The 20,053-nt window shown below is 70.0% G+C and carries 20 protein-coding genes; 10 read left to right on the top strand and 10 right to left on the bottom strand.

Annotated elements, in window-relative coordinates; all coding sequences use genetic code 11:
* The first annotated feature begins 75 nt into the window (after positions 1–75).
* The gene (locus AORI_RS58620; RefSeq protein WP_046199788.1) at positions 76–1,008 is read left to right on the top strand and encodes a helix-turn-helix domain-containing protein; all 933 of its coding nucleotides are present in this window, start codon (positions 76–78) and stop codon (positions 1,006–1,008) included.
* Here the strand turns inward: AORI_RS58620 and AORI_RS58615 are convergent.
* Genes AORI_RS58615 through AORI_RS58600 form a run of 4 tightly spaced genes read right to left on the bottom strand, consistent with a single transcriptional unit; the run spans position 989 to position 5,774 of the window.
* The gene (locus AORI_RS58615) at positions 989–1,810 is read right to left on the bottom strand and encodes an SGNH/GDSL hydrolase family protein (RefSeq protein ID WP_016333881.1); all 822 of its coding nucleotides are present in this window, start codon (positions 1,808–1,810) and stop codon (positions 989–991) included. The genes AORI_RS58620 and AORI_RS58615 overlap by 20 nt on opposite strands.
* Positions 1,811–1,820: 10 nt before the next feature.
* A complete protein-coding gene (locus tag AORI_RS58610) occupies positions 1,821–3,077 on the bottom strand; it encodes a carboxyl transferase domain-containing protein (protein WP_016333880.1) in 1,257 nt (418 codons plus the stop codon).
* A complete protein-coding gene (locus AORI_RS58605; RefSeq protein ID WP_016333879.1) occupies positions 3,070–4,485 on the bottom strand; it encodes an acyl-CoA synthetase in 1,416 nt (471 codons plus the stop codon). Before AORI_RS58605 ends, AORI_RS58610 begins: the two co-directional genes overlap by 8 nt.
* An 11-nt stretch (positions 4,486–4,496) precedes the next feature.
* Positions 4,497–5,774: an SLC13 family permease gene (locus tag AORI_RS58600; protein ID WP_016333878.1), complete on the bottom strand. Its 1,278-nt coding sequence runs from the start codon at positions 5,772–5,774 to the stop codon at positions 4,497–4,499.
* 145 nt (positions 5,775–5,919) lie between these two features.
* Between AORI_RS58600 and AORI_RS58595 the strand changes: the two genes are divergently transcribed.
* Positions 5,920–6,624 carry a FadR/GntR family transcriptional regulator gene (locus tag AORI_RS58595; RefSeq protein ID WP_016333877.1) on the top strand — a complete coding sequence of 235 codons (705 nt, stop codon included), beginning with the start codon at positions 5,920–5,922 and terminating at the stop codon, positions 6,622–6,624.
* Here the strand turns inward: AORI_RS58595 and AORI_RS58590 are convergent.
* Positions 6,621–7,229, bottom strand: coding sequence for a TetR/AcrR family transcriptional regulator (locus tag AORI_RS58590; protein WP_016333876.1), 609 nt, complete (start codon positions 7,227–7,229; stop codon positions 6,621–6,623). The genes AORI_RS58595 and AORI_RS58590 overlap by 4 nt on opposite strands.
* A gap of 92 nt (positions 7,230–7,321) precedes the next feature.
* On the opposite strand from AORI_RS58590, the gene AORI_RS58585 reads away from it, so the two are divergent.
* Positions 7,322–8,212: an alpha/beta fold hydrolase gene (locus AORI_RS58585; RefSeq protein WP_016333875.1), complete on the top strand. Its 891-nt coding sequence runs from the start codon at positions 7,322–7,324 to the stop codon at positions 8,210–8,212.
* 173 nt (positions 8,213–8,385) lie between these two features.
* On the opposite strand, the gene AORI_RS58580 is transcribed toward AORI_RS58585, so the two are convergent.
* Complete coding sequence (locus AORI_RS58580) at positions 8,386–9,564, bottom strand: aminotransferase-like domain-containing protein (protein WP_046199787.1); 1,179 nt, start codon at positions 9,562–9,564, stop codon at positions 8,386–8,388.
* A gap of 111 nt (positions 9,565–9,675) precedes the next feature.
* Between AORI_RS58580 and AORI_RS58575 the strand changes: the two genes are divergently transcribed.
* On the top strand, positions 9,676–10,026 hold the full coding sequence (locus AORI_RS58575; RefSeq protein ID WP_043848804.1) for a hypothetical protein: 351 nt from the start codon (positions 9,676–9,678) through the stop codon (positions 10,024–10,026).
* A 162-nt stretch (positions 10,027–10,188) separates the two neighbouring features.
* On the opposite strand, the gene AORI_RS58570 is transcribed toward AORI_RS58575, so the two are convergent.
* Positions 10,189–11,412: an FAD-binding protein gene (locus tag AORI_RS58570; RefSeq protein WP_016333872.1), complete on the bottom strand. Its 1,224-nt coding sequence runs from the start codon at positions 11,410–11,412 to the stop codon at positions 10,189–10,191.
* A gap of 71 nt (positions 11,413–11,483) precedes the next feature.
* Here AORI_RS58570 and AORI_RS58565 point away from each other — a divergent pair, with 71 nt between their 5' ends.
* The 4 genes from AORI_RS58565 to AORI_RS58550 all read left to right on the top strand — a co-directional run bounded on the left by AORI_RS58565 (position 11,484) and on the right by AORI_RS58550 (position 15,262).
* Entirely contained in the window at positions 11,484–12,722 is a 1,239-nt protein-coding gene (locus AORI_RS58565) for an SLC13 family permease (RefSeq protein ID WP_016333871.1), read from the top strand.
* A 13-nt stretch (positions 12,723–12,735) separates the two neighbouring features.
* The gene (locus AORI_RS58560) at positions 12,736–13,506 is read left to right on the top strand and encodes an IclR family transcriptional regulator (protein WP_016333870.1); all 771 of its coding nucleotides are present in this window, start codon (positions 12,736–12,738) and stop codon (positions 13,504–13,506) included.
* A 32-nt stretch (positions 13,507–13,538) separates the two neighbouring features.
* Complete coding sequence (locus AORI_RS58555) at positions 13,539–14,714, top strand: 4-hydroxybenzoate 3-monooxygenase (RefSeq protein WP_016333869.1); 1,176 nt, start codon at positions 13,539–13,541, stop codon at positions 14,712–14,714.
* Positions 14,715–14,788: 74 nt separating this feature from the next.
* On the top strand, positions 14,789–15,262 hold the full coding sequence (locus tag AORI_RS58550) for a hypothetical protein (RefSeq protein WP_016333868.1): 474 nt from the start codon (positions 14,789–14,791) through the stop codon (positions 15,260–15,262).
* Between the two features lie 164 nt (positions 15,263–15,426).
* Here AORI_RS58550 and AORI_RS58545 read toward each other — a convergent pair whose 3' ends face one another.
* Positions 15,427–16,014 (bottom strand): TetR/AcrR family transcriptional regulator, encoded by a 588-nt coding sequence (locus AORI_RS58545; protein ID WP_016333867.1) that lies wholly within the window; start codon positions 16,012–16,014, stop codon positions 15,427–15,429.
* A gap of 105 nt (positions 16,015–16,119) precedes the next feature.
* On the opposite strand from AORI_RS58545, the gene AORI_RS58540 reads away from it, so the two are divergent.
* On the top strand, positions 16,120–16,653 hold the full coding sequence (locus tag AORI_RS58540) for a hypothetical protein (RefSeq protein WP_016333866.1): 534 nt from the start codon (positions 16,120–16,122) through the stop codon (positions 16,651–16,653).
* On the opposite strand, the gene AORI_RS58535 is transcribed toward AORI_RS58540, so the two are convergent.
* Together AORI_RS58535 and AORI_RS58530 are read right to left on the bottom strand one after the other, a co-directional pair.
* On the bottom strand, positions 16,637–18,400 hold the full coding sequence (locus AORI_RS58535; RefSeq protein ID WP_016333865.1) for a bifunctional sugar phosphate isomerase/epimerase/4-hydroxyphenylpyruvate dioxygenase family protein: 1,764 nt from the start codon (positions 18,398–18,400) through the stop codon (positions 16,637–16,639). The genes AORI_RS58540 and AORI_RS58535 overlap by 17 nt on opposite strands.
* Positions 18,390–19,238 (bottom strand): shikimate dehydrogenase, encoded by an 849-nt coding sequence (locus AORI_RS58530; RefSeq protein ID WP_016333864.1) that lies wholly within the window; start codon positions 19,236–19,238, stop codon positions 18,390–18,392. The genes AORI_RS58535 and AORI_RS58530 overlap by 11 nt, the downstream gene beginning before the upstream one ends.
* Positions 19,239–19,350: 112 nt before the next feature.
* Between AORI_RS58530 and AORI_RS58525 the strand changes: the two genes are divergently transcribed.
* Positions 19,351–19,992: a TetR/AcrR family transcriptional regulator gene (locus tag AORI_RS58525; protein WP_016333863.1), complete on the top strand. Its 642-nt coding sequence runs from the start codon at positions 19,351–19,353 to the stop codon at positions 19,990–19,992.
* Positions 19,993–20,053 lie beyond the last annotated feature (61 nt).

Here is a 20,053-nt window from a genome sequence, read left to right as displayed (position 1 = left end):
CACTGTGGACCATCCTGTCGGCGGAGTACGCCGATCGACAGTGTCCGGAACGCCATCATGCGTACACTTTCGGACATGAGTACGGTCGCCCTCGCCGCCACGGACGGCATGCTGCAGTTCGAGCTGTCCATCGCCCACGAGGTCTTCGACACGGGCCTGTACGAATTCGGGGTCTACGGCTCGGAGCCGGTGAAGGTCGGGCGTTTCCTGCTCGAACCGGATCACGGGCTCGATCGCCTCGCGCGTGCCGGCACCGTCATCGTTCCCGGCTGGGCCGACATCGACGTCGATCCGCCCGCGGACCTGGTCGAGGCCGTCCGTGCCGCCCATGAGGCGGGCGCGCGGGTCGCCTCCCTCTGCACGGGTGCGTTCGTCCTGGCGGCCGCCGGCTTGCTCGACGGCCGCCGCGCGACGACGCATTGGGCGCACACCGACGTCCTCGCCGCCCGGTATCCCGCGGTCGAGGTCGATCCCGACGTCCTCTACGTCGACAACGGCAGCGTGCTGACCTCGGCGGGCAAGGCCGCCGCGATGGACCTGTGCCTGCACCTGGTCCGTCGCGACCACGGTTCGGCGATCGCGAACACCGTCGCCCGCCGTCTGGTCGTCCCGCCGCACCGCGCGGGCGGGCAGGCCCAGTTCGTCACCACCCCGGTGCCCGACCAGGACGACCATCCGCTCGGCGGGCTGCTCCCCTGGGTCACCGAACGGCTGGACCGGCCGCTGACCGTCGAAGACCTCGCCCGGCAGGCCAGCATGAGTTCCCGCAACCTGGCCAGACATTTCCGGTCGGCGACCGGGACGACGCCGCTGCGCTGGCTGCTGACCCAGCGCATCCGCCGCGCGCAGGAACTGCTGGAGCGGACAGACGACAGCATCGACCTGATCGCGGAGGCCACCGGGATGGGCACCGCCGCGACGTTGCGGCGGCACTTCAACCGGACGGTCGGTGTGCCGCCGGACAGCTACCGCCGCACCTTCCGCGCGGCTAGCGCAGTCGTGCCGTGATCAGCTCCGCGACGGCCGTCATCCCGGCCTCGTTCGGGTGGTACGGCACGCGGCCCTGCGCGGTCGAGTAGCGCTCCATCCACGGAGCGGCGGCGCAGGCGTCGTGATCGGCGCTCGCCGCGGCCGCCGGGACCAGGGTGGCCCGCTCGGCGCGCGCCGCCCGCCGGGGCGCCGTCGCCAGCCGGTCCGCCACCTCGCGTTCGAAGGCGAGCTGCTCCGGCGTGAGCGGAACGCCGTCGCACGCGGGCCTTTCGCCCGGAACGATCGTCAGGTAGTCGACGACCAGCACCCGTGCCCGCGGCGCGCGCCGATGGACCTCCGCGATGACGGCGCCGATCTTCTCGTGCACCGTGGTGAGCGCCGTGCGGACGGCGTTCCGGTCGACCTGACCGCAGTTCGCGCCGCCGGTGTTCTGGCAGCCGTAGGTGAACAGGCTCCCGACGTAGCCGACGTCGTTGCCGCCGATGGTGATCGTCACGAGCCGGGTGTCCCGGGTGACGGCCTCGATCTGCGGCGGCTGCCCGGCCTGTCCGGCGGTGAGGATATTCGCCGTCGTCGCGCCGCTGCAGGTGACATCGGTGAGGGCGAGACCGCGTGACCCTGCGACGAGACTCGCGTAGTTCTTCGTCGAACGTCCGCATGCCGCCGGAGTTCCGGTTTGCTGCGGTGGGATTCCCGGCCCCGCCGCGAAGGAACTGCCCATGGCGACGTAGCGGGCGGGTGCGTCCGCTTGTGCGGGCGGGGTGGCCAGAAGAGCGACCGCGGCCGCGGCGAGCACCGCGGCGGATATCCGCTTGAACATGTCGAACCCCTTATCTCGTAAAGGTGACCGGTTCCGGTCCCGCGATGCCGTCGATGGCACCGAGGGCGAGCAGATCTTCGGGGCGTGGCTTCAGCGCGTCGGCGAGCGCGGGGACGTCTTCGTGTCCCCGCTTGAGGATCCCGGCCGCCAGTTCCGGGGCGATGACGGAGAAACAGGCGTCCGGGGTGAGCCAGATCCGGTCCGCCGAGCAGAAGGCGAGCGCGCCGCCTGATCCCCCTTCACCGATCACCAGGGTGGTGATCGGCACCTCCGCCGCCGCGATGGTGCCGAACAGTTCGGCGATCGCGTTCCCGGCGCCGTCGGTCTCCGCGGCCGGATCGGCGGCCGCGCCCGGGGTGTCCACGAGCGTCAGTACGGGCAGCCCCAGCCGGGCGGCGAGCCGGATCAGCCGGGTCGCCGAGCGGAAACCGCCGGGGGTGGTCGCCGTCCCGGTCTGCGCCGCGAACGCGATGGCCCGTCCGCCCCGGCTGCCGATCCCGCAGACGGCGCCGTCGTCGATGCCACCCCGGAGGGTGACGCGGGTGTCGAAGTAGTCATCGAGGTAAGCGCCCGCACGGGGCCGCTCCGCCGACCGGGCGCGCTGGACGGCCCGCCAGCCGTCCGGCGCGGGATCCAGGGTGCCGAGCGCGCGGGGCAGCTCCGCCGGACGGTGCCGGGAACCGCCGGTCAGCAGGCCGAGCCAGCTCTCCAGCCGGTCGGCGATCGCGTCGTCGGCCACCAGTTCGTCGACATATCCGGCCGCGTACTGGTTTTCCGCGGTATAGGCGGGATCGTCGGCGTACCGCCGCGGCCGCACCCGGCGGCCGGCGAAGCCGACCTGGGCGCCGGGCACGGCGAGCACGACATCGGCGTCGGCGCCGAGGGACGCCCACACCCCGCCGGTGGTGGGCTGCCGCGCGACCGTGATGTGCGGCAGTCCTGCTTCCCGCAACCGCGCGAGACCACGCGCGATCCGTTGCAGTTGCCGGAGCGCGGGAACGCCTTCCTGCATCCGAGTCCCGCCCGTGGACAGCAACGAAACGACCGGCAGCCGGTGTGAGCGGGCCTGATCGAGCGCTTCTTCGAGCAGCGCGCCGGTGCCGGTGCCGACCGAGCCGCCGAGGAAGCCGAACTCGAACCGGATCGTCACGGCCTCGTGGCCGCCGAACTTCGCGCGTTCCCAGACGACCGACTCGTCCGCGCCCGTACGTTCCCTGGCGCGCGCCAGGGATTCGGCGTAACCGTCCCAGCCCAGCGGGTCAGTCATGGAGCGCCCGCTTGAGGACCTTGCCCATCTCGTTGCGCGGCAACGCTTCCAGGTAGCGCACCACCCGCGGCCGCTTGTGCGGTGACAGCAGCCCGGCGACATGGTCGGCGAGTTCGGCCGCCGTCGGCTTGTCCCCGGCGGGGACGATCCAGGCCACGATGCGCTCGCCGAGGTCGTCGTCCGGCTCCCCCGTGACGGCCGCTTCGGCGACCCCCGGATGTTCCAGGAGCGCGTTCTCGATCTCGCCCGCGCCGATCTTGTAACCGCCGCTCTTGATCAGGTCGGTGGCCCGGCGGCCGACGATGCGCACGTAGCCGTCCGGATCGCGGATCGCCATGTCTCCGGTCTTGAACCATCCGTCATGCATCGCGGCTTTCGTGGCGTCCGGCCGGTTCAGGTAGCCGAGGAACAGGTTCGGGCCGCGGACCTCGATCTCGCCGACCGTCTCGCCGTCGAGCGGCTCCCCCGCGTCGTCGACCAGCCTCAGTTCGACACCGGGCACCGGCGGGCCGACCGCGCCGGGCCGCCGGTCCCCCGTGGCGCGGACACCGCAGTTCATCAGCGTCTCGGTCATGCCATAGCGTTCGACGACGCGCTGCCCGGTCGCGGCGGTGATCCGCTCGTGGTCGGTCGCGGGCAGGGCCGCCGAACCCGAGACGAGCAGCCGCGCCGCGCCCACCCCGGCGGCCAGCGCGGGATCGGCCTCGCAGTCGGCCGCCAGCCGGTGATACATCGTCGGGACGCCGAAGAGCATCGTCCCGTCCCCGGCGAGTTCCTTCGCGGCGGCTTCACTCGAGAACCGCCCGAGGTGGTGCAGCGAGCCGCCCCGCCGCAGCGGGCCGACCACGCCCAGGATCAGGCCGTGCACGTGGAAGAGCGGGAGGGCGTGCACAAGGACGTCGGCCTCGGTCCAGTCCCAGATCTCCGCGAGCGCGTCGAGATTCGACGCCACCGCGCGACGCGGGAGCAAGACTCCCTTCGGTGGCCCGGTGGTGCCCGAGGTGTAGATGACGAATGCCGGAGCTTCCGGATCCGGTTCGTCGCCTCGCCACGGCGTGCCCGAGACGCCCAGCTCGACCGGAACCCGTTGCAGCGCACCGAGTTCCGGCGGCAGCGCGACATCAGGCTCGGCCAGCACGAGCTCCGGTGTGCTGTCGGCGACGATATGCGCCAGTTCGCGCGATCCGGCCTTCGGGTTGATCGGCACCACCGGGACTCCGGCGGTCAGCGCGGCCACGATCGCGACACAGGTCCTCAGCGTCGGCGTCGCCCACACCGCGACCCGCGTGCGGCCCGCGAGTCCGGCGGCGAGCGAGCCCGCGACGGACGCGAGTTCGCCGTAGGTCAGGGATTCGTCACCGAAGCGCAGGGCGACGCGGTCGTTCCCGGCGGTCAGTCCGGACAGCATGGATCTCCTCCTCAGCCCCAGTTGGGCACGACGAACACGAGCCAGGCGATCAGCGGCACGACGGCCACCACGAGCGCCCCGTAGACCAGAAGTTGTTTGAAGAACTTGTCGCGGTCGACGTCCTTCGCGTTGGCGAGGACGAGCGCGCCGTTGGTGGAGAAGGGACTGACGTCCACCATCGTCGCCGAGACCGCGAGGGCGGCGATCATGCCGACCGGCCCGATCGTGCCCTGCGCCAGGAACGGGACGGCGAGCGGGATCAGCGCGCCCATCAGCCCGACCGAAGACGCGAACGCGGAGACGACACCGCCGATGTAGCAGAGGAGAAGCGCCGCGAGCAGCGGGATCCCCACGGTGGTGACCGCGTTGCCGACGTAGTCGATGGTGCCGATCTCCTTCAGCACCGCCACGTAGGTCAGCACGCCGCAGATCAGCAGCACCGTCGGCCAGGTGATCTCGGAAACCGCGGAACGGCTGGTCTTGGGCCACGCGACGCTCAGCAGGACGGCGACGGTGATGGCGGTCAGCCCGGGGTCGAGGTCGAACACCAGGGTGCCGACGACGAGCGCGACCAGCCCGGTCAGTGTCACGATCTTGGGGCCGTCCAAGGGAATCCGCTGTTCATGCGGCAGTGGTTCCTCGTCGGTCCCGGCTCCACCGGCGCCTGCCGCCACGAGCTGGCGGCGCCGCAGTTTGGTCCCGCCGAGGACGAAGAACAGGACGCCCGCGATGGCGAGGTTCATGCCCAGGCTCGCGAAGAACAGCACGACGGGGCTGCCGGCGATGTGGTTGCGTTCGACGATGCCGTTGACGATCGAGCCGTAGACACTGATCGGCGAGAACCCGCCGCCTTGCGCGCCGTGCACCACCATGGCGCCCATGAGCAATGGGCTGATCTTGTAGCGGGCGGCGAAACCGAGCGCGATCGGCGCGACGATCGCGCAGGCCGCCGGGCTCACCGCGCCGATCGCGGTCAGCGCGCCGGTGACCACGAACATCACCCACGGAATGAGCGCGATCCGGCCGCCGACCAGCCGGACGGCCGCCGCCACCAGCCAGTCGGTGGTGCCGTTGGCCCTGGCGATGGCGAACAGATAGGTGACCCCCACCAGCACCACGAAGATGTCGCCGGGGAAGCCGGCGAAGATGCCGTCGGTGTCCAGTCCACCGGCGAGAGTGCCGACGAGGAACGCGCCGGCGAAGGCTAGTGCCCCCATGTTGATCGAGCGGGTCGTGGCGAGGGCGAAGATCACCACGAGGACGAGGATCGAGATCAGCTGGGCGGACATGACCGTCCTCCTTGACGGCGGGAGCCCCCTGGCGAGTGGCCGAGTGGACTAGTGGCTGAGCCACTTTCCCTGCGAGTGGCTCACCCTGTCAAGGGATGAGTGGTAAATTGGCTGAGCCACTTGTCCAGTCACGGGAGGGGACCGAGTGCCGGAGGCGTTGAGCCGGTTGAACCGGGCGAAGCTCTACGAGCAGGTCGTCGAGCGGATCAAGGCGCACGTCGAGGAGTCCGGCCTGCACGCGGGAGACAAGCTCCCCAGCGAACGCGATCTCGCCGAGCGGCTCGGGGTCAGCCGTGCGTCGATCAAGCAGGCGATCGTCGTGCTCGAAGTGCAGGGTCTGCTCGAGTCCCGCCACGGCGGGGGCACCTACCTGCGCAACGACCACCTCGACGTCGAACCGGTCGACGAACTCGTCGCCCGTCGCAGCCGGCTTCCGGAAGTGCTCGAAGCACGGGAAGCGATGGAGACCAAGCTGGCGGAACTGGCGGCGCTGCGGCGATCCGACGAGGACCTCGCCGCCATCGACGCGGCGCTGGCGTTCATGAAGTCCGAGATCGAGGACGGCGGGCACGGCGCCGAAGGCGACCGCCGGTTCCACGAAGCGATCACCGCGGCCGCGAAGAACGCCCTCCTCGCCGAGTTCATGCGTTCGATCGACACGCAGATCGCGGAAAGCCGGAACGAGTCGCTGCGGCAGCCCGGCAGGCCGTGGCGTTCGCTGAGCCAGCACCAGAGGATCGCCGAGGCCATCCGGGCAGGCGCGCCGAAGGCGGCGGCGAACGCGATGCGACAGCACGTCCAGACCGTCAGCAAGGTCCGGCTGCTGACCTGGGACCCACAGGCCGACTAACGCACGAGCAGGCCTTTCGCGGCGATCTCCGTGGCCACGGTGAGCAGCCGGCGAAGCTGCTTTTCGTCACGCCGCAAGGCATCCGGCCGCCAGCCGAGACTGATGACGCCGTTCCACGCCGCCCACAGCACAGTGGCGGCCTCCTCGGCGTCGATGTCCCGTAAGTCGCCCGCCTCAACGCCTTCCCGCAGGGCGCGCACGAGTCGCGCGTTCTGCTCGGCGACCGACCGGGCGAGCCGCTCGGCGAGTTCGTGGCCCGCCGCGTAGCCGCCGGGCTCGCGCGGGAACGCCAGCATCCGGAAGTAGTCGGGGTTGGCCAGATAGAACGCCAGATACTCGTCGGCCGCGGCGTAGAGCTGCTCGATCGGCGTGCGGCCGGGGACATACGCACGATCCATGTACTCGCGGTCGGCCTGGAGCGCGCGCTCCACCACTGCCGCGTGCAAACCAGCCTTCGAGCCGAAGTGGTTGTAGAGCGAGCCGACCGCGACGTTCGCCCGTTCGGCGATCTCCTCGACGGTGACGTCGTCGACGGGGCGTTCTCGAAAGACCTCGTCCGCGGCGCGCAGGAGCGCGGCGATGGTCCGTTCCTTGCGCGGGTCCACCCCCTGAGCTTAACGGTTCTTGTAACCGTTGCAAGAACCACGCTACAGTTCTTGCAATGATTACAAGAAGTCTCCGGCGAAAGGCGGCGGGCATGACGAACTGGGCAGGTACCAGCTGGCGCGATCCCCGGCTCGGCGCCGTGAAGGAGGCGGAACTCCCCTCGGGGACCGTGCGCTACCACGAGACCGGGACGGGGCCGGTGCTCGTCTTCGTCCACGGCTACCTCGTGAACGCGAATCTCTGGCGAGCGCTCGTCCCGCTGCTCTCCCCCGCTTTCCGCTGTGTCACCCCGGACTGGCCGCTCGGCGGGCACCTCGTCCCGATGCGGCGGGACGCCGACCTGACCCCGCCGGGGATGGCCGCCGTGATCGCGCAGTTCCTCGAAGCGCTCGATCTGACCGACGTCACGCTGATCGGCAACGATTCCGGCGGCGCCTACAGCCAGATCGCCGCCACGACGTACCCCGACCGGATCGCGCGCCTGGTGCTCAACAGCTGCGAAACCCCGGAGTGCTCCTGGCCGCCCGACCCTGGCGGCTTCGGACTCCTCAAGACGACGGCCGCCCATCCGGCGACCTATCGGGCGCTCTACCAGGCACTGCGGATCCGCCGCACCTGGCGCTGGCGCAACACTTACGGCTGGCTGGCCAAGTACCCGATCGAGGCCCGGGCCATGGAGAGTTTCATCGGCCCGGTGCTGACCGATCCGGCGATCCGCCACGACGGCCGCAAGGCCATCGGCAGCGTGTCCGCGCGGTACACCCGCGAGGCGGCGGCCCGCCTCACCGACCGCTTCGCCAAGCCGATCCTGCTCGCCTGGGCCGCCGAGGACCGCGTGTTCCCGCTCCCCCACGCCCGGCGGTTCGCTGAGCGACTGGACGCGCCGCTGAAGACCATTCCCGACAGCTACGCCTACACGGCCGAGGACCAACCGGCGAAGACAGCCGCCGCGATCACCGAATGGGCACGGCAACTTCTCTGAGAGCGGCCGAGCTGGCCGTGACCGCTCGGACGGCACGCGTGATCAGACGGACGACACACGTGACCGCTTGGACGACACAGCGTGTCGTCCCGCTGATCACGCGTGTCGTCCCTCTGATCACGCGAGTTACGTGCCTGATCACGCGAGTTACGCCTTTGCCCACGCCCCGGCGATCATCGCGACAAGACCTTGCCCAACCGCCGCAGCCCTTCGGCGATCGTCTCCGCCCCGTGCGAGGCGAACGACAGCCGCAACGCCGACCGGTCCGGCTCCCCCACCTGGAACGCCGAGCCCGGCACGTAAGCGACGTCGTGACGCAACGCCTCGGGCAGCAACCGGTCCGTGTCCGCGCCGCCGGGAAGGGTGACCCAGACGAACATCCCGCCGTCCGGGTCGGTCCAGGTCGTTCCGGGCGGGGTGATCGCGGGCAGTTCGGCCATCATCGCGTCACGGCGCACGCGGTAGGTCGCGCACAGCCGCCGCACGTGCGCGTCGAGATCCGCGGCGGCCAGATACTCTGCCGCGGCCGCCTGATCGATGGTCGAGGTGTGCAGATCGGTCGCCTGCTTGAGGATCGTGACCCGCCGCAGGAGCTCACCCGGCGCCCGGAACCAGCCCAGGCGCATTCCCGGGGAAATCACCTTCGAGAAGGTGCCGAGGTAGATCGTGCGCCCGGCGAGTTCCGGACGGGCCGACAGCGGTTCCTCGCGTTCGCCGCGATACCGGAGCTCGTGGTACGGGTCGTCCTCGACGAGCCAGAACCCGTGGCGCGCGATCACTTCCGCGAGCGCACGCCGGCGCGCCGGGCTGACCGTGCGCCCGGACGGATTCGAGAACGTCGGGACCAGATACAGCAGCGAAGGCCGTTCCCTGGCCGCGATCTCGTCCAGCGCCGCCGGGTCGATCCCTTCCTCGTCACCGGGGACGGGGACGATGCGCGCCTCCGCGAGCTGGAAGCACTGTAGCGCCGAGAGATACACCGGTTCTTCCACCAGCACGGTGGCGCCGGGGTCGAGCAACGCGGTGCTCAGCAGTTGCAGACCCTGCTGCGAACCCGTGGTGATCAGGAGATCGTCCACAGTGGTCGGCAGCCCGCGGCCGGACAGCCGCTGCGCGAGCAGCTCACGCAGCCGCGGATTCCCTTCGGTGGGCGAATACTGCAACGCGCGCTGGGCAGCGCCGTCCGCGAGTGCCCGGTCGAAGGCGGCACGGAGGCCGTCCACATCGAACAGTTCCGGCGCGGGTATGCCGCCGGCGAACGAGATCACGCCCGGACGGGCGGTGAGCGCGAGCAGGTCGCGCACGGGAGAACTGGTGACACCGTCCATACGACGGGCAAGGGGAAGAGACATGGCAGCTCCTCGGGAGAAACGTGCGGCTCCAGTGCAGCAGCCGGGGATCTTCCCGCGCGAGCAAGCAACTACCGCCACGATAGCAGTTTCGCCTGTCCTAGGCTGTTGTTCGTGCCACTCGTGGAAATCACCTACGCGCCCCATCTTCCCGAAACCACCCTGCGCGAACTCGGCTCGGTCCTGCCGCATCTCGTGTCCCTCGCGGTGGAATGTCCCGAGGAGCCCTACGACGGCGACCTCCAGCCGGGCGACGTGGAACTGCGCTTCCGCACCCCGGGTCCGTTCGACCGCTTCGGACTCGACCTCCTCGTCGAGGTCCGGTCGAAGTGGTTCCCGAGCCGGGCGGACAACCGCCAGGAGCGGGTGGACCTGCTGCGCACGAGCATCGAGTCCGCGACCGGCATCGACGACGTCGGCGTGTATCTCGCACTGCCCGTCGCCGCTTGGTCGCAGTCGGACTAGGCCGTGTCCTGTAAGTCTGTTCGATGGGCTTCGTGATCCAGGTGGTTCCTGGCGGTGCGGGCGGATCGGCCTCGTACCGGGTCGTACTCGGCCGCATCCGTCCGTGCCGCCAGGGGCCGCCTGAATCACGAAGCCCATCGAACAAGACTTGCAGGACACGGCCTAGCGCTCGCCGAACACGTGCCGCCGGACGAACGGGCTCCGGAACTTGCCGTCCGGGTCCAGTTCGGTGGCCAGCGCCCGGAAATCCGCCAGCTTCGGGTACTCCGCCGCCCGGTGGAAGAGCTTCCCCCAATGCGGCCGGACGTCGAACGGCGCCAGCCGGTCCTCCATCACGGGCAGCAGCGCCCGGACCGCGTCCTCGTCCGGCAGCCAGGTGAAATGCAGTGCCATCCGGTCGCCGCCGTGGAACGGGCTGAGCCACAGCTCGTCCCCCGCGACCGTGCGGATCTCCGAGGTGAGCAGCGCGGGTGCCAGCCGGTCCCCGATGGCGCGCATCGCCTCCATCGCCGCGACGGCGTGCCGGAGGGGCACGAAGTACTCGGTCTGGAGTTCGTTCCCGATGCTGGGCGTGAAATCCAGGCGGAAATGCGGGATCCGTTCGTGCCACGGGCCCGGCACCCCGAGCTGCCGCGTGCAGTTGTCCGCCGGGATGCCCGCCGCGTGGGCCGGATGCCGCGGCCCGTCCGCCGCCTTCGCGCCGAAGAAGTCCGCACCCGGCCGCCCCGGCCCCTTGACCCAGACCTGGTCGACCTCGTCGCGGGCCCAGTTCGTGAACAGGCTGACGCTGTAACCCGCGTCCTGGATCTCGTCGAAATGGTCGTACACCGACTCCCAGGGCAGGCCGTCGAAGACGTCCTGCCGGAGGTCGAAGGACGGCACCAGGTCGAGGGTCAGCCGCGTCACCACACCCAGCGCGCCGAGCCCGACCACGACCCCGTCGTGCCGGGTGTACGTCTTCACCTCACCGTCCGCGGTGACGAGCTCCAACCCGGACACCGCCGACGCGAGGCTCTGGTTACGCCGCCCGGAGCCGTGCGTCGCCGTCGCGACAGTGCCCGCCACGGTGCAATGAGGCAGCGAAGCGAGGTTGGCCAACGCGAAACCGGCCGCGTGCACCTGCACCGCGATGTCGCCGTAGCGGGCCGCTGCGGGCACCGTGACCGTCGCCGATTCCGGGTCGAGGACGACCTCCGTGCCGAGCGCGGACAAGTCGAGCAGGACACCACCCGGACAGTCCGCGATGTCGTTGAAACAGTGCCTGCTGCCGAGAGCCTTGACCGCGGCCGCTCGGGAGACCGCTTCTCGGACCTCGTCGAGATCGCGCGGGCGGAGGATCCGCTCCGCGGTGAAGGTCCGATTGCCCGCCCAGTTCGTCTCACGCACCAGCCCCAGCCTAGATTGCCGAGGTCGGCTCCACCCCGAGGAGGCTCACGCTGACCGGTATTCCCGGCGAGATGGTGTCCATCGCGCTCCTGCTGATCGTCCTGGCCTTCGCGGTGATCCGGCCACGCGGCCTGCCGGAGGCGGTCGCCGCCGTCCCCGCCGCCGCGATCGTGCTGGCGGCCGGGGCGATCTCACTTCCCGACGCCCTCGACGAGGTCACCAGGCTCGCGCCGGTCGTCGGCTTCCTCGCCGCGGTGCTCGTCCTGGCCAAACTGTGCGACGACGAAGGGCTGTTCCAAGCGGCGGGAACGCTCATGGCGCGGTTCAGCCGGGGGAAACCGCGACGGCTGCTGCCCGCGGTGTTCGCGGTCGCGGCGGCGGTCACCGTGGTGCTCAGCCTGGACGCCACCGTCGTGCTGCTGACCCCCGTCGTGTTCGCCACCGCCGCGCGGATGGGCGCGCGGGCCAAACCGCACGCCTACGCCTGCACGCATCTCGCGAACTCCGCCTCGCTGCTGCTGCCGGTGTCGAATCTGACCAATCTGCTCGCCGTCGCCGCGACCGGGATCTCGTTCCTGCGGTTCACCGCGCTGATGACCTTGCCCTGGCTCGCGGCGGTCCTCACCGAATACTTGGTGTTCCGCCGGTTCTTCGCCGCCGATCTGGCGGCCCGGCCGCGTGGCGGGAAAGTGGTCGCGACCGGGAAGGTCCCGGCGTTCGTCCTGGTCGTGCTCGGCCTGACGCTGGCCGGTTTCGTGATCACCTCGCTGATGGACGTCAGCCCCGCGTGGGCCGCGTTCGCCGGAGCCGCCGTCCTGGCCTGCCGCGCCCTCGCGCAGCGGCGGACCTCCCCCGCCGCGATCGTCCGCTCGGCGAGCATCCCCTTCGTCGCTTTCGTACTCGCGCTGGCGATCGTGGTCCGCGCCGTGGTCGACAACGGACTGGACGAGGCTCTCGGCCACCTGGTGCCGACGTCGACCTCGTTCCTCGCCCTGCTCGGTGCCGCCGCGGTGGCGGCCGTGCTCGCCAACCTGATCAACAACCTGCCCGCGGTACTCGTGCTGCTGCCGCTGGCCACCGCGGGCGGGACACCGGTGGTGCTGGCGGTGCTGATCGGGGTCAACCTCGGCCCCAACCTCACCTACGTCGGCTCGCTGGCCACGCTGCTGTGGCGGCGGATCCTGCACCGGCACGACACCCGGCCCGATCTGGGCGAGTTCACCAGGCTCGGGCTGCTGACCGTGCCGGCGTCCATCGTGCTCGCCGTCGCCGGTCTGTGGCTCGGGCTCGCCCTGACTTCCACTCAGTGAGAACATGGGGCGCATGCCCGGCAATCTGTCCACGCCCGGCGCCGGTGTCGTCTCGCGGGCGTTCGCGCTGCTCGGCGCCTTCGACGTCGACCACCGCGAGCTGTCGCTGACCGAACTCGCGAGCCGCGCCGGCCTTCCCCTGGCCACCGCGCACCGGCTCGCCCGCGATCTCGTCGGTCTGGGCGCGCTGGAACGGCGCGAAGAGCGGTACGCCGTGGGCAGGCGGCTGTGGGACCTCGGGCTGCTCGCGCCCGTCCAGTTCGAACTACGGCAGGTCGCCGCTCCGTTCCTCCAGGACCTCTACGGCGCGACCGGCGCCACCGTGCATCTCGGCGAGCGCGACGGTGACCAGGTGCTCTACCTCGACCGGCTGTCCGGGAACGCGTCCGTGCCGGTCGTCAGCCGGATCGGCGGGCGGCTGCCACTGCATGCCACCGGGGTCGGGAAGGTCCTGCTGGCCTGGGCACCGGAGGACGTCCAGCGTCGGGTGCTCGCCTCGCTCACCCGTGTCACGCCGTACACCATCACCCAGCCCGGGCGCCTGCGCGAACAGTTGCGACGCGTCCGCCGGGAGGGCTACGCGCAGACCGTCGAGGAGATGAGCCGGGGCGCCTGCTCGGTCGCCGTCCCGATCCGGCCCTCCGGTGGGGACGTCGTCGCGGCGCTCGGCCTGGTCGTCCCGGATCTGAGCCGGGGCCGGGCGCGGCTGATCTCCGCGCTCCAGGTCGCGGCCGCCGGGATCGGCCGGAGCCTGCGGGTTTCACTGAGTGGAAGCGAGCGCTAGGCGTTCGGCGGTCACGCGACCAGACTCCGGTCATGCGTACCCCAGTCGCCATCGTCGGCGCCGGCCCGGCCGGACTCCTCCTGTCGCATCTGCTCGATCTGGCGGGGGTCGAATCGGTGGTCGTGGAGACCCGTTCGCGTGAGTACGTCGAGGCGCGGATCCGGGCAGGCATCCTCGAACAGTCCACAGTGGACCTTCTCCGCGAGACCGGTCTCGGCGACCGGCTCGACCGCGAGGGCGACGAGCACCGCGGTATCTACCTGCAGTGGCCGGAGGAGCGGCACCATCTCGACTTCGTGGACCTGGTCGGGCGAAGCGTCACCGTGTACGGCCAGACCGAGGTGACGAAGGACCTCGGCAAGGCGCGTGCGGCGGCCGGGCAACAGATCCACTACGAGGTCACCGGCACCGCCGTGCACGACATCGAGACCGACCGGCCCTATGTCACCTTCACCGACGCGGACGGCGTACAACAGCGGCTGGACGCCGACGCCGTCGTCGGCTGCGACGGCTCCTTCGGGCCTTGCCGCACCGCGATCCCCGACGCCGCGAAGCAGACTTGGGAGCGCACGTATCCGTACTCGTGGCTCGGCGTCCTCGCCGACGTCGCCCCGTCGACCGACGAGCTCATCTACGCGTGGCATCCCGACGGTTTCGCCATGCACTCGATGCGTTCGGCCACCGTCAGCCGGCTGTACCTGCAGGTGCCCAACGGCACCGACATCGGCACCTGGTCCGACGAGCGGATCTGGGAGGCGCTCGCGACCCGGCTCGGCCACGGCCAGGACGGCTGGACCCTCACTCCAGGGCCGATCACCGACAAGAGCGTGCTGCCCATGCGCAGTTTCGTGCAGCAGCCCATGCGGCACGGCCGTCTCTTCCTCGCCGGCGACGCCGCCCACATCGTGCCGCCCACCGGCGCCAAGGGCCTCAACCTCGCCGTCGCCGACGTCGCCCTCCTCGCCCCCGCGCTGGCCGCTTTGGTGCGGGACAAGGACTTCACGCTCGCCGACGCCTACTCCGGCACCGCGCTGCGCCGGGTCTGGCGGTGTACGCATTTCTCGTGGTGGATGACGACGATGCTGCACCGCTCGGACGACCCGTTCGACCGGCAGTTGCAGCTTTCGCAGCTGCAGTGGCTGGCACGGAGCGAGGCGGGCCGGGCCGGGCTCGCGGAGAACTACGCGGGACTGCCCATCGGGTTCTGACCACACGCGAGGTCTTCACCGCATAGGATCCTCGACGTGGCCGGACGTCCGGCGGAGAGCTGTGGAAGGCAGGCATGTCCCCCTTATCGTTCGCGAGCATCGAGACCATCCCTCTGGTACTGCAACTCGCGGTGGGCCTACTCGGCCTGATCGTCTCGGTCAAAGGACGCGCCCGGGGAGTCTCCGGCCTGATGGTGGCCGCTTTCGCGGTCATGCTCGTCACGACGGTGCTGGCGATCGCGTGGCAGTTCCTGGCGTTGAACGTGCCGGACTGGAGCGAGTCCGGCGACCTCTCCATCGACTCCATCCGCTGGATCTACCTCGCGGTGGGCATGGTGTTCGACATCGCCTCGCTGCTCTCGTGGCTGCTGGTCGCGATCGCGGTCGTCAAGAGCGGTCGTTCTTCGCGGCAGCAGCAGGGCTTCGCGCCGCAGGCCGGCTACCCGATGGCCGCCCAGGCGGGCTACCCGCCCGCGCAGCCGGGCTACGCCCCGCAGGGTCAGCAGCCCACGCCTCCGGCACAGCAGCCTCCGCAGCCGCCGAGCTGAGCGGGCTGACCGGCCCCGAGTGTCCACAAGGGACATCTCATGCCGATCGAGTACCCGGTTGATGTCAGACGCCCGGTTCCGCGCTCGGTCGTGAGTGACAATGAGGGTTAGAACCACCCAAATCACTCACGACCCCCGCAAGTGGTCGAATCGGGCATTTCTGCTCAACCATTGCCCCTTGACGTGACGTGAAGCCGCAACAGGTCTTCGACTCCCTCGAGGAAGGTTTCACAGACCGGCGCGGGATCGGTCAGGCATCCGGTGGCCATCGCGCCGTCCCGCAAAAGCACGAAGCGCCGGGCCGCGACCTCGGCCCGCGCGTTTCCCAAGTGCGCCAGCACATCGGTGATCACCCCCGCGAACCAGTGGCGATGAGCGAGGACGGCTTGGTGCACGGGGTGGGCCGGGTCCGGATACTCCGACGCGGCGTTGAGAAAGGCGCAACCGCGGAAGCCGGGTGACCGGATGCCCTCCGTGATGTTCGCGGCGATCGCCCGCAGTGTGTCGGGCGCCGGCGCCCCCTTGGCGACGATGGCATCGAGCTGCCCACGGATCGCCTGGTCGGCTTCCTGCAGGTAGTAGACGATCAGATCGTCCTTTCCCGGGAAATGCCGGTAGAGGGTCGCGCGGGTCACCTTGGCCTCGGCGACGATCCGATCGATGCCCACGGCGTGGATGCCCTCCGTGTAGAAGAGCCTCGTCGCCGTGGTGAGCAACCTTGTACGCGCTTCGGAAGCTTGACCTTTGACCATTACGGCCATCTTACGGGATAGAACGTTCGGTCTTGACGCCGCCGCGCCGCACTGCCAGAGTCGCGGTAGACCGAACGTTCTCCTCACCATCTTCAAGGAGCTCCCGTGACCAGCCAAACCGCCAACCTCCGGCGCTTGTACTTCGTTCGTTTCGGCTTCGCCCTCGTGTGGGCGGGCCTGCTGTTCACGAGCGCGTCGAGGCTCGGGCCGGTCAGTGTCGCGCTACTGGTGCTGTACCCGCTGTTCGACGTGGTCGCCGCCGTCATCGACCTTCGTTCGTCAAAGGACACGACAGGCCTGTACGTGAACATCGCGATCAGCGCGATCGCCGGAATCGGCCTCGCGTTCGCCTCCGCGTCCGGCATCCCGGCGGTGCTGCGCGTGTGGGGTGCCTGGGCGGTCGTGTCCGGCCTCGTCCAGCTCGCCGTCGGCATCGGCCGCCGCAAACTGGGCGGCCAGTGGGCGATGATCGCCAGCGGGGCCATCTCGACCGTCGCCGGCACCGCTTTCGTCCTGCAAGCCACCCAGCCGGACGCATCACTGCGCAACCTGGCCGGATACGCCGTACTCGGCGGGATCTTCTTCCTCGTCTCAGCGCTCCGCCTCGGCCGGCACACCCAGCTCAGCGCGCAAGGCTGAGACGCCGCTCCCGATGCGCGGTCATGGACACCGGCGTGTTGACGACCCCGTAGCCGCGATACCCGCCGATCCGTTGCACCACCTCGAAAAAGACCCGGGACCCGGCCAGCTCGGTGCAGAAGTGCAGGAATTCACCGTGCTCGTCACGGTCGTACAGCACCGAGTTCTCCCGCAGCTCCGCGGCGAAGGGCAGATCGAACCGCGCTTCGAGGTCGTCGTAGTAGTTCCCGGGGATCTCCAGCAGCGGCGCCCCGCCCTCCCGCAGGGCACGCGCGACGGCAAGAGCGTCATCGCAAGCGAGCGCGATGTGTTGCGGCGAAGGCACTCCCGGTGCCCACTCCCCTCGCCTCACCAGCGCGCTGTCCAGCGTCAGCCGGACGTCCCCGTCACCGACCGCCCGGCTGCGCACGAGCCCGAACGGTGCCGCGAACTCGGCCACCGGTTCGGGCCGCAGGCCCAGCACCGAACGGTAGAACAGCGTCGCCTCGTCGAAATGGTCGAACGGCTGGGTCAAGGCGATGTGGTCGATGCCGGTGATCCCCGCCCCGGACGGCGCCGCCCCGGTCGGCACGAAGTCCTGGAGCCATTCATCGCCGTCACAGAAGAAGATCTCGGTACCGTCCGGCGCGGCGATGGCGGAAAGGTCCGCCTCGGCGGGGCCGTGCTCGCGGGGCAGCACGGGGGCGAGCAACGTTTCCGCACGCCGCGCCGAACCGGCCGGATCCGCGCTGGTCAGGCCGAGCGCGCTGATCGTGCCGTCCGCGGCGGCTTCGTTCACCAGCAGGCGCGCGGACCCCTGTTGCCACAGCTGGACCGGTTTCGAGCGATGTGTCCCGACATGCGCGAAGCCGAGGCCCGCGAGCACGGCTCCCGGCACGGCGAGTTCCGCGAAGGCGTGCCCGCCCAGCCGAGGAGCTTCAGGAACCTCAAGCACGCCAACGGATTCACGCAAGGCCACCAGCGATCGCATGGCGTCGACGGCCGCGGGCCGCGGGTCCGCCTGCCGGAAGACGTCGTTGAAAACCTCCAACGACAGCGGACCTCGATAGCCGGCCGCCAGCACGTGCCCGGTGAACGCGGTCAGGTCGAACGCGCCTTGCCCGGGGAAGAGCCGGTGGTGCCTGCTCCAGTGCAGCACGTCCATGTCCAGCAACGGCGCGTCGGCCAGTTGCAGGAAGAAGATCTTCTCCCCCGGGATCGTCCGGATCGCGCGGGGATCGCTGCGCCGGGACAGGATGTGGAAGCTGTCGAGACAGACGCCCAACGCCGGGTGATCGGCCCGCCGCACGATGCGCCACGCGTGCTCGTAGGTGTTCACGAACCGGCCCCACGCGAGCGCTTCGTAGGCGACGCGGATCCCGCGTTCCCCCGCCAGTTCGGCCAGTTCCCGAAGCTGGGCGGCGGCGAGATCGTCGTCGTCGACGGCGTCCGGCGAGACCGAGGAACAGACCAGGACGGTGTCCGCCCCGAGTTCGGCCATGAGGTCGAACTTCCGGCGCGCCCGGCGGAGATTCGACCGGAGCAGATCCGGCGGCACCGCCTCGAAATCGCGGAACGGCTGGTAAAGGTCGATCGTGAGCCCGAGATCGGCGCAGAGCCGCCGGATCTCCGACGGCGACCTCCTCGACGCGATCAGATCGTTCTCGAAGATCTCGACACCGTGGAAACCCGCCGCGGCGGCCGCGGCGAGTTTGTCCTCAAGCGTGCCGGAAAGGCAGACGGTCGCGATGGCGGTGTCACCGGGCATGGGCGGGTTTTCCTTCCAGCGCTTCGAAATGCCGGAGCATCCGGTCTGCGTCCGGCTCCACGCCGGTGAACAGGCGGAACGAGTCCGCCGCCTGGAACACCACCATCCCGCCGCCGTGCAGCGTCCGGCAGCCCCGCTCGCGCGCCTGCTTGAGCAGCGTGGTCTCCAGCGGCCGGTACACGATGTCGGCCACCCACATGTCCTCGCGCAGCGACTCGGCGGGAACCGGTGACCCCGGGTACGCGGCCATCCCGGTCGGCGTGGCGTGGACGAGGCCGTCGGCATCGCGGAGGTCGTCAAGGGAACCGGAAAGGGCCCGGTCGTCACCGAAACGCCGTCGCAGCGCGGAGACCAGCGTTCCGGCACGCGTGGCGTCGACGTCGTGCACGATCAGCCGCCCGGTGCCCAGGGAAAGCAGGGCGTGGGCCACCGCCGCGCCCGCCCCGCCCGCGCCGAGGAGGACGACGGTGTCCATGTCGGCGTCCGGCAGCCCTTGGGTGAGGTTGCGGGCGAAACCGGTCGCGTCCGTGTTGTGCCCGGTCGCGAGCCCTTCGCGGAACACCACCGTGTTCACCGCGCCGAGCGCCGCGGCGTCGGGTGCCACCTCGTCGAGATACGGCAACACCTGTTGTTTCACCGGATGTGTGATGTTGAGCCCGTCGAAGCCCGCGATCCGGGCGGCGGCCAGCACCTCGCCGATCGGCAGCCTCAGCACGTCGAGGTCGAGGCGCCGGTAGAGATAGCGCAACCCGAGTTCGTCGGCTTCCCGTTCGTGCAGCGCCGGGCTCAGCGACGGCCCGATGCCGGTGCCGGCCAGGCCGATGAGGTAGCCGCTCACCAAGATCCTCCCTTAATGTACGAACTAGTGAGTTCACTGTAGCGCGGGCCGGTCGGCGCGAGAAGGGCTGCGCTACAGTGAGGCCTTCCACCAGCGGTTCGAAGGGAGTCAGGTGGCCGCACCGTCGTCCGAGGTCGAGCGCCAGCGCGACAAGGAACGCACCCGCGCCGAGATCCTCGCGGTGGCCACCAGGGAGTTCGCGGACAAGGGCTACGCCGGCGCGAGGGTGGACGAGATCGCCGCTCGCACGAGCACCACGAAGCGGATGATCTACTACTACTTCGGCGGCAAGGAGCAGCTCTACGTCGCCGCGCTCGAGCGGGCGTACGCGACCATCCGCGCGCTCGAACAGGATCTGGACGTCGACCACCTCGAACCCGAGGACGCGATCCGCCAGCTCGCGGAGCTCACCTTCGACCACCACGAGGCGAACCCGGACTTCATCCGTCTCGTGAGTATCGAGAACATCCACCACGGCGAGCACATCGCGCGCTCGGAAGCCTTGTCCGGTATGGCGAACCCGGCTCTCGACGTACTCTCCCGCATCCTCGACCGCGGTCGTGAGGCCGGCCGGTTCCGCGAAGACGTCGACGCTCTCGACGTGCACATGGTGATCAGCTCGTTCTGCGTGTTCCGCCTCGCGAACCGGCACACCTTCTCCGCGATCTTCGGCCGGGACATGCTCGACCCCGCGCGCCGCGCCCACTATCGCCTGATGCTGGGCGACCTGGTGATCGAGTACCTGACCGCCTGAAATCCCGCCTCTTGACAACCAGGGCACCGTCTCGCAGGCTGTATTAACTAACTAGATCGTA

The organism is Amycolatopsis keratiniphila, from assembly GCF_000400635.2.
Lineage (GTDB): Bacteria > Actinomycetota > Actinomycetes > Mycobacteriales > Pseudonocardiaceae > Amycolatopsis > Amycolatopsis keratiniphila.
The sequence above is the reverse complement of the archived record's forward strand: the minus strand, read 5'-3'. Positions and strand labels throughout refer to the sequence as shown.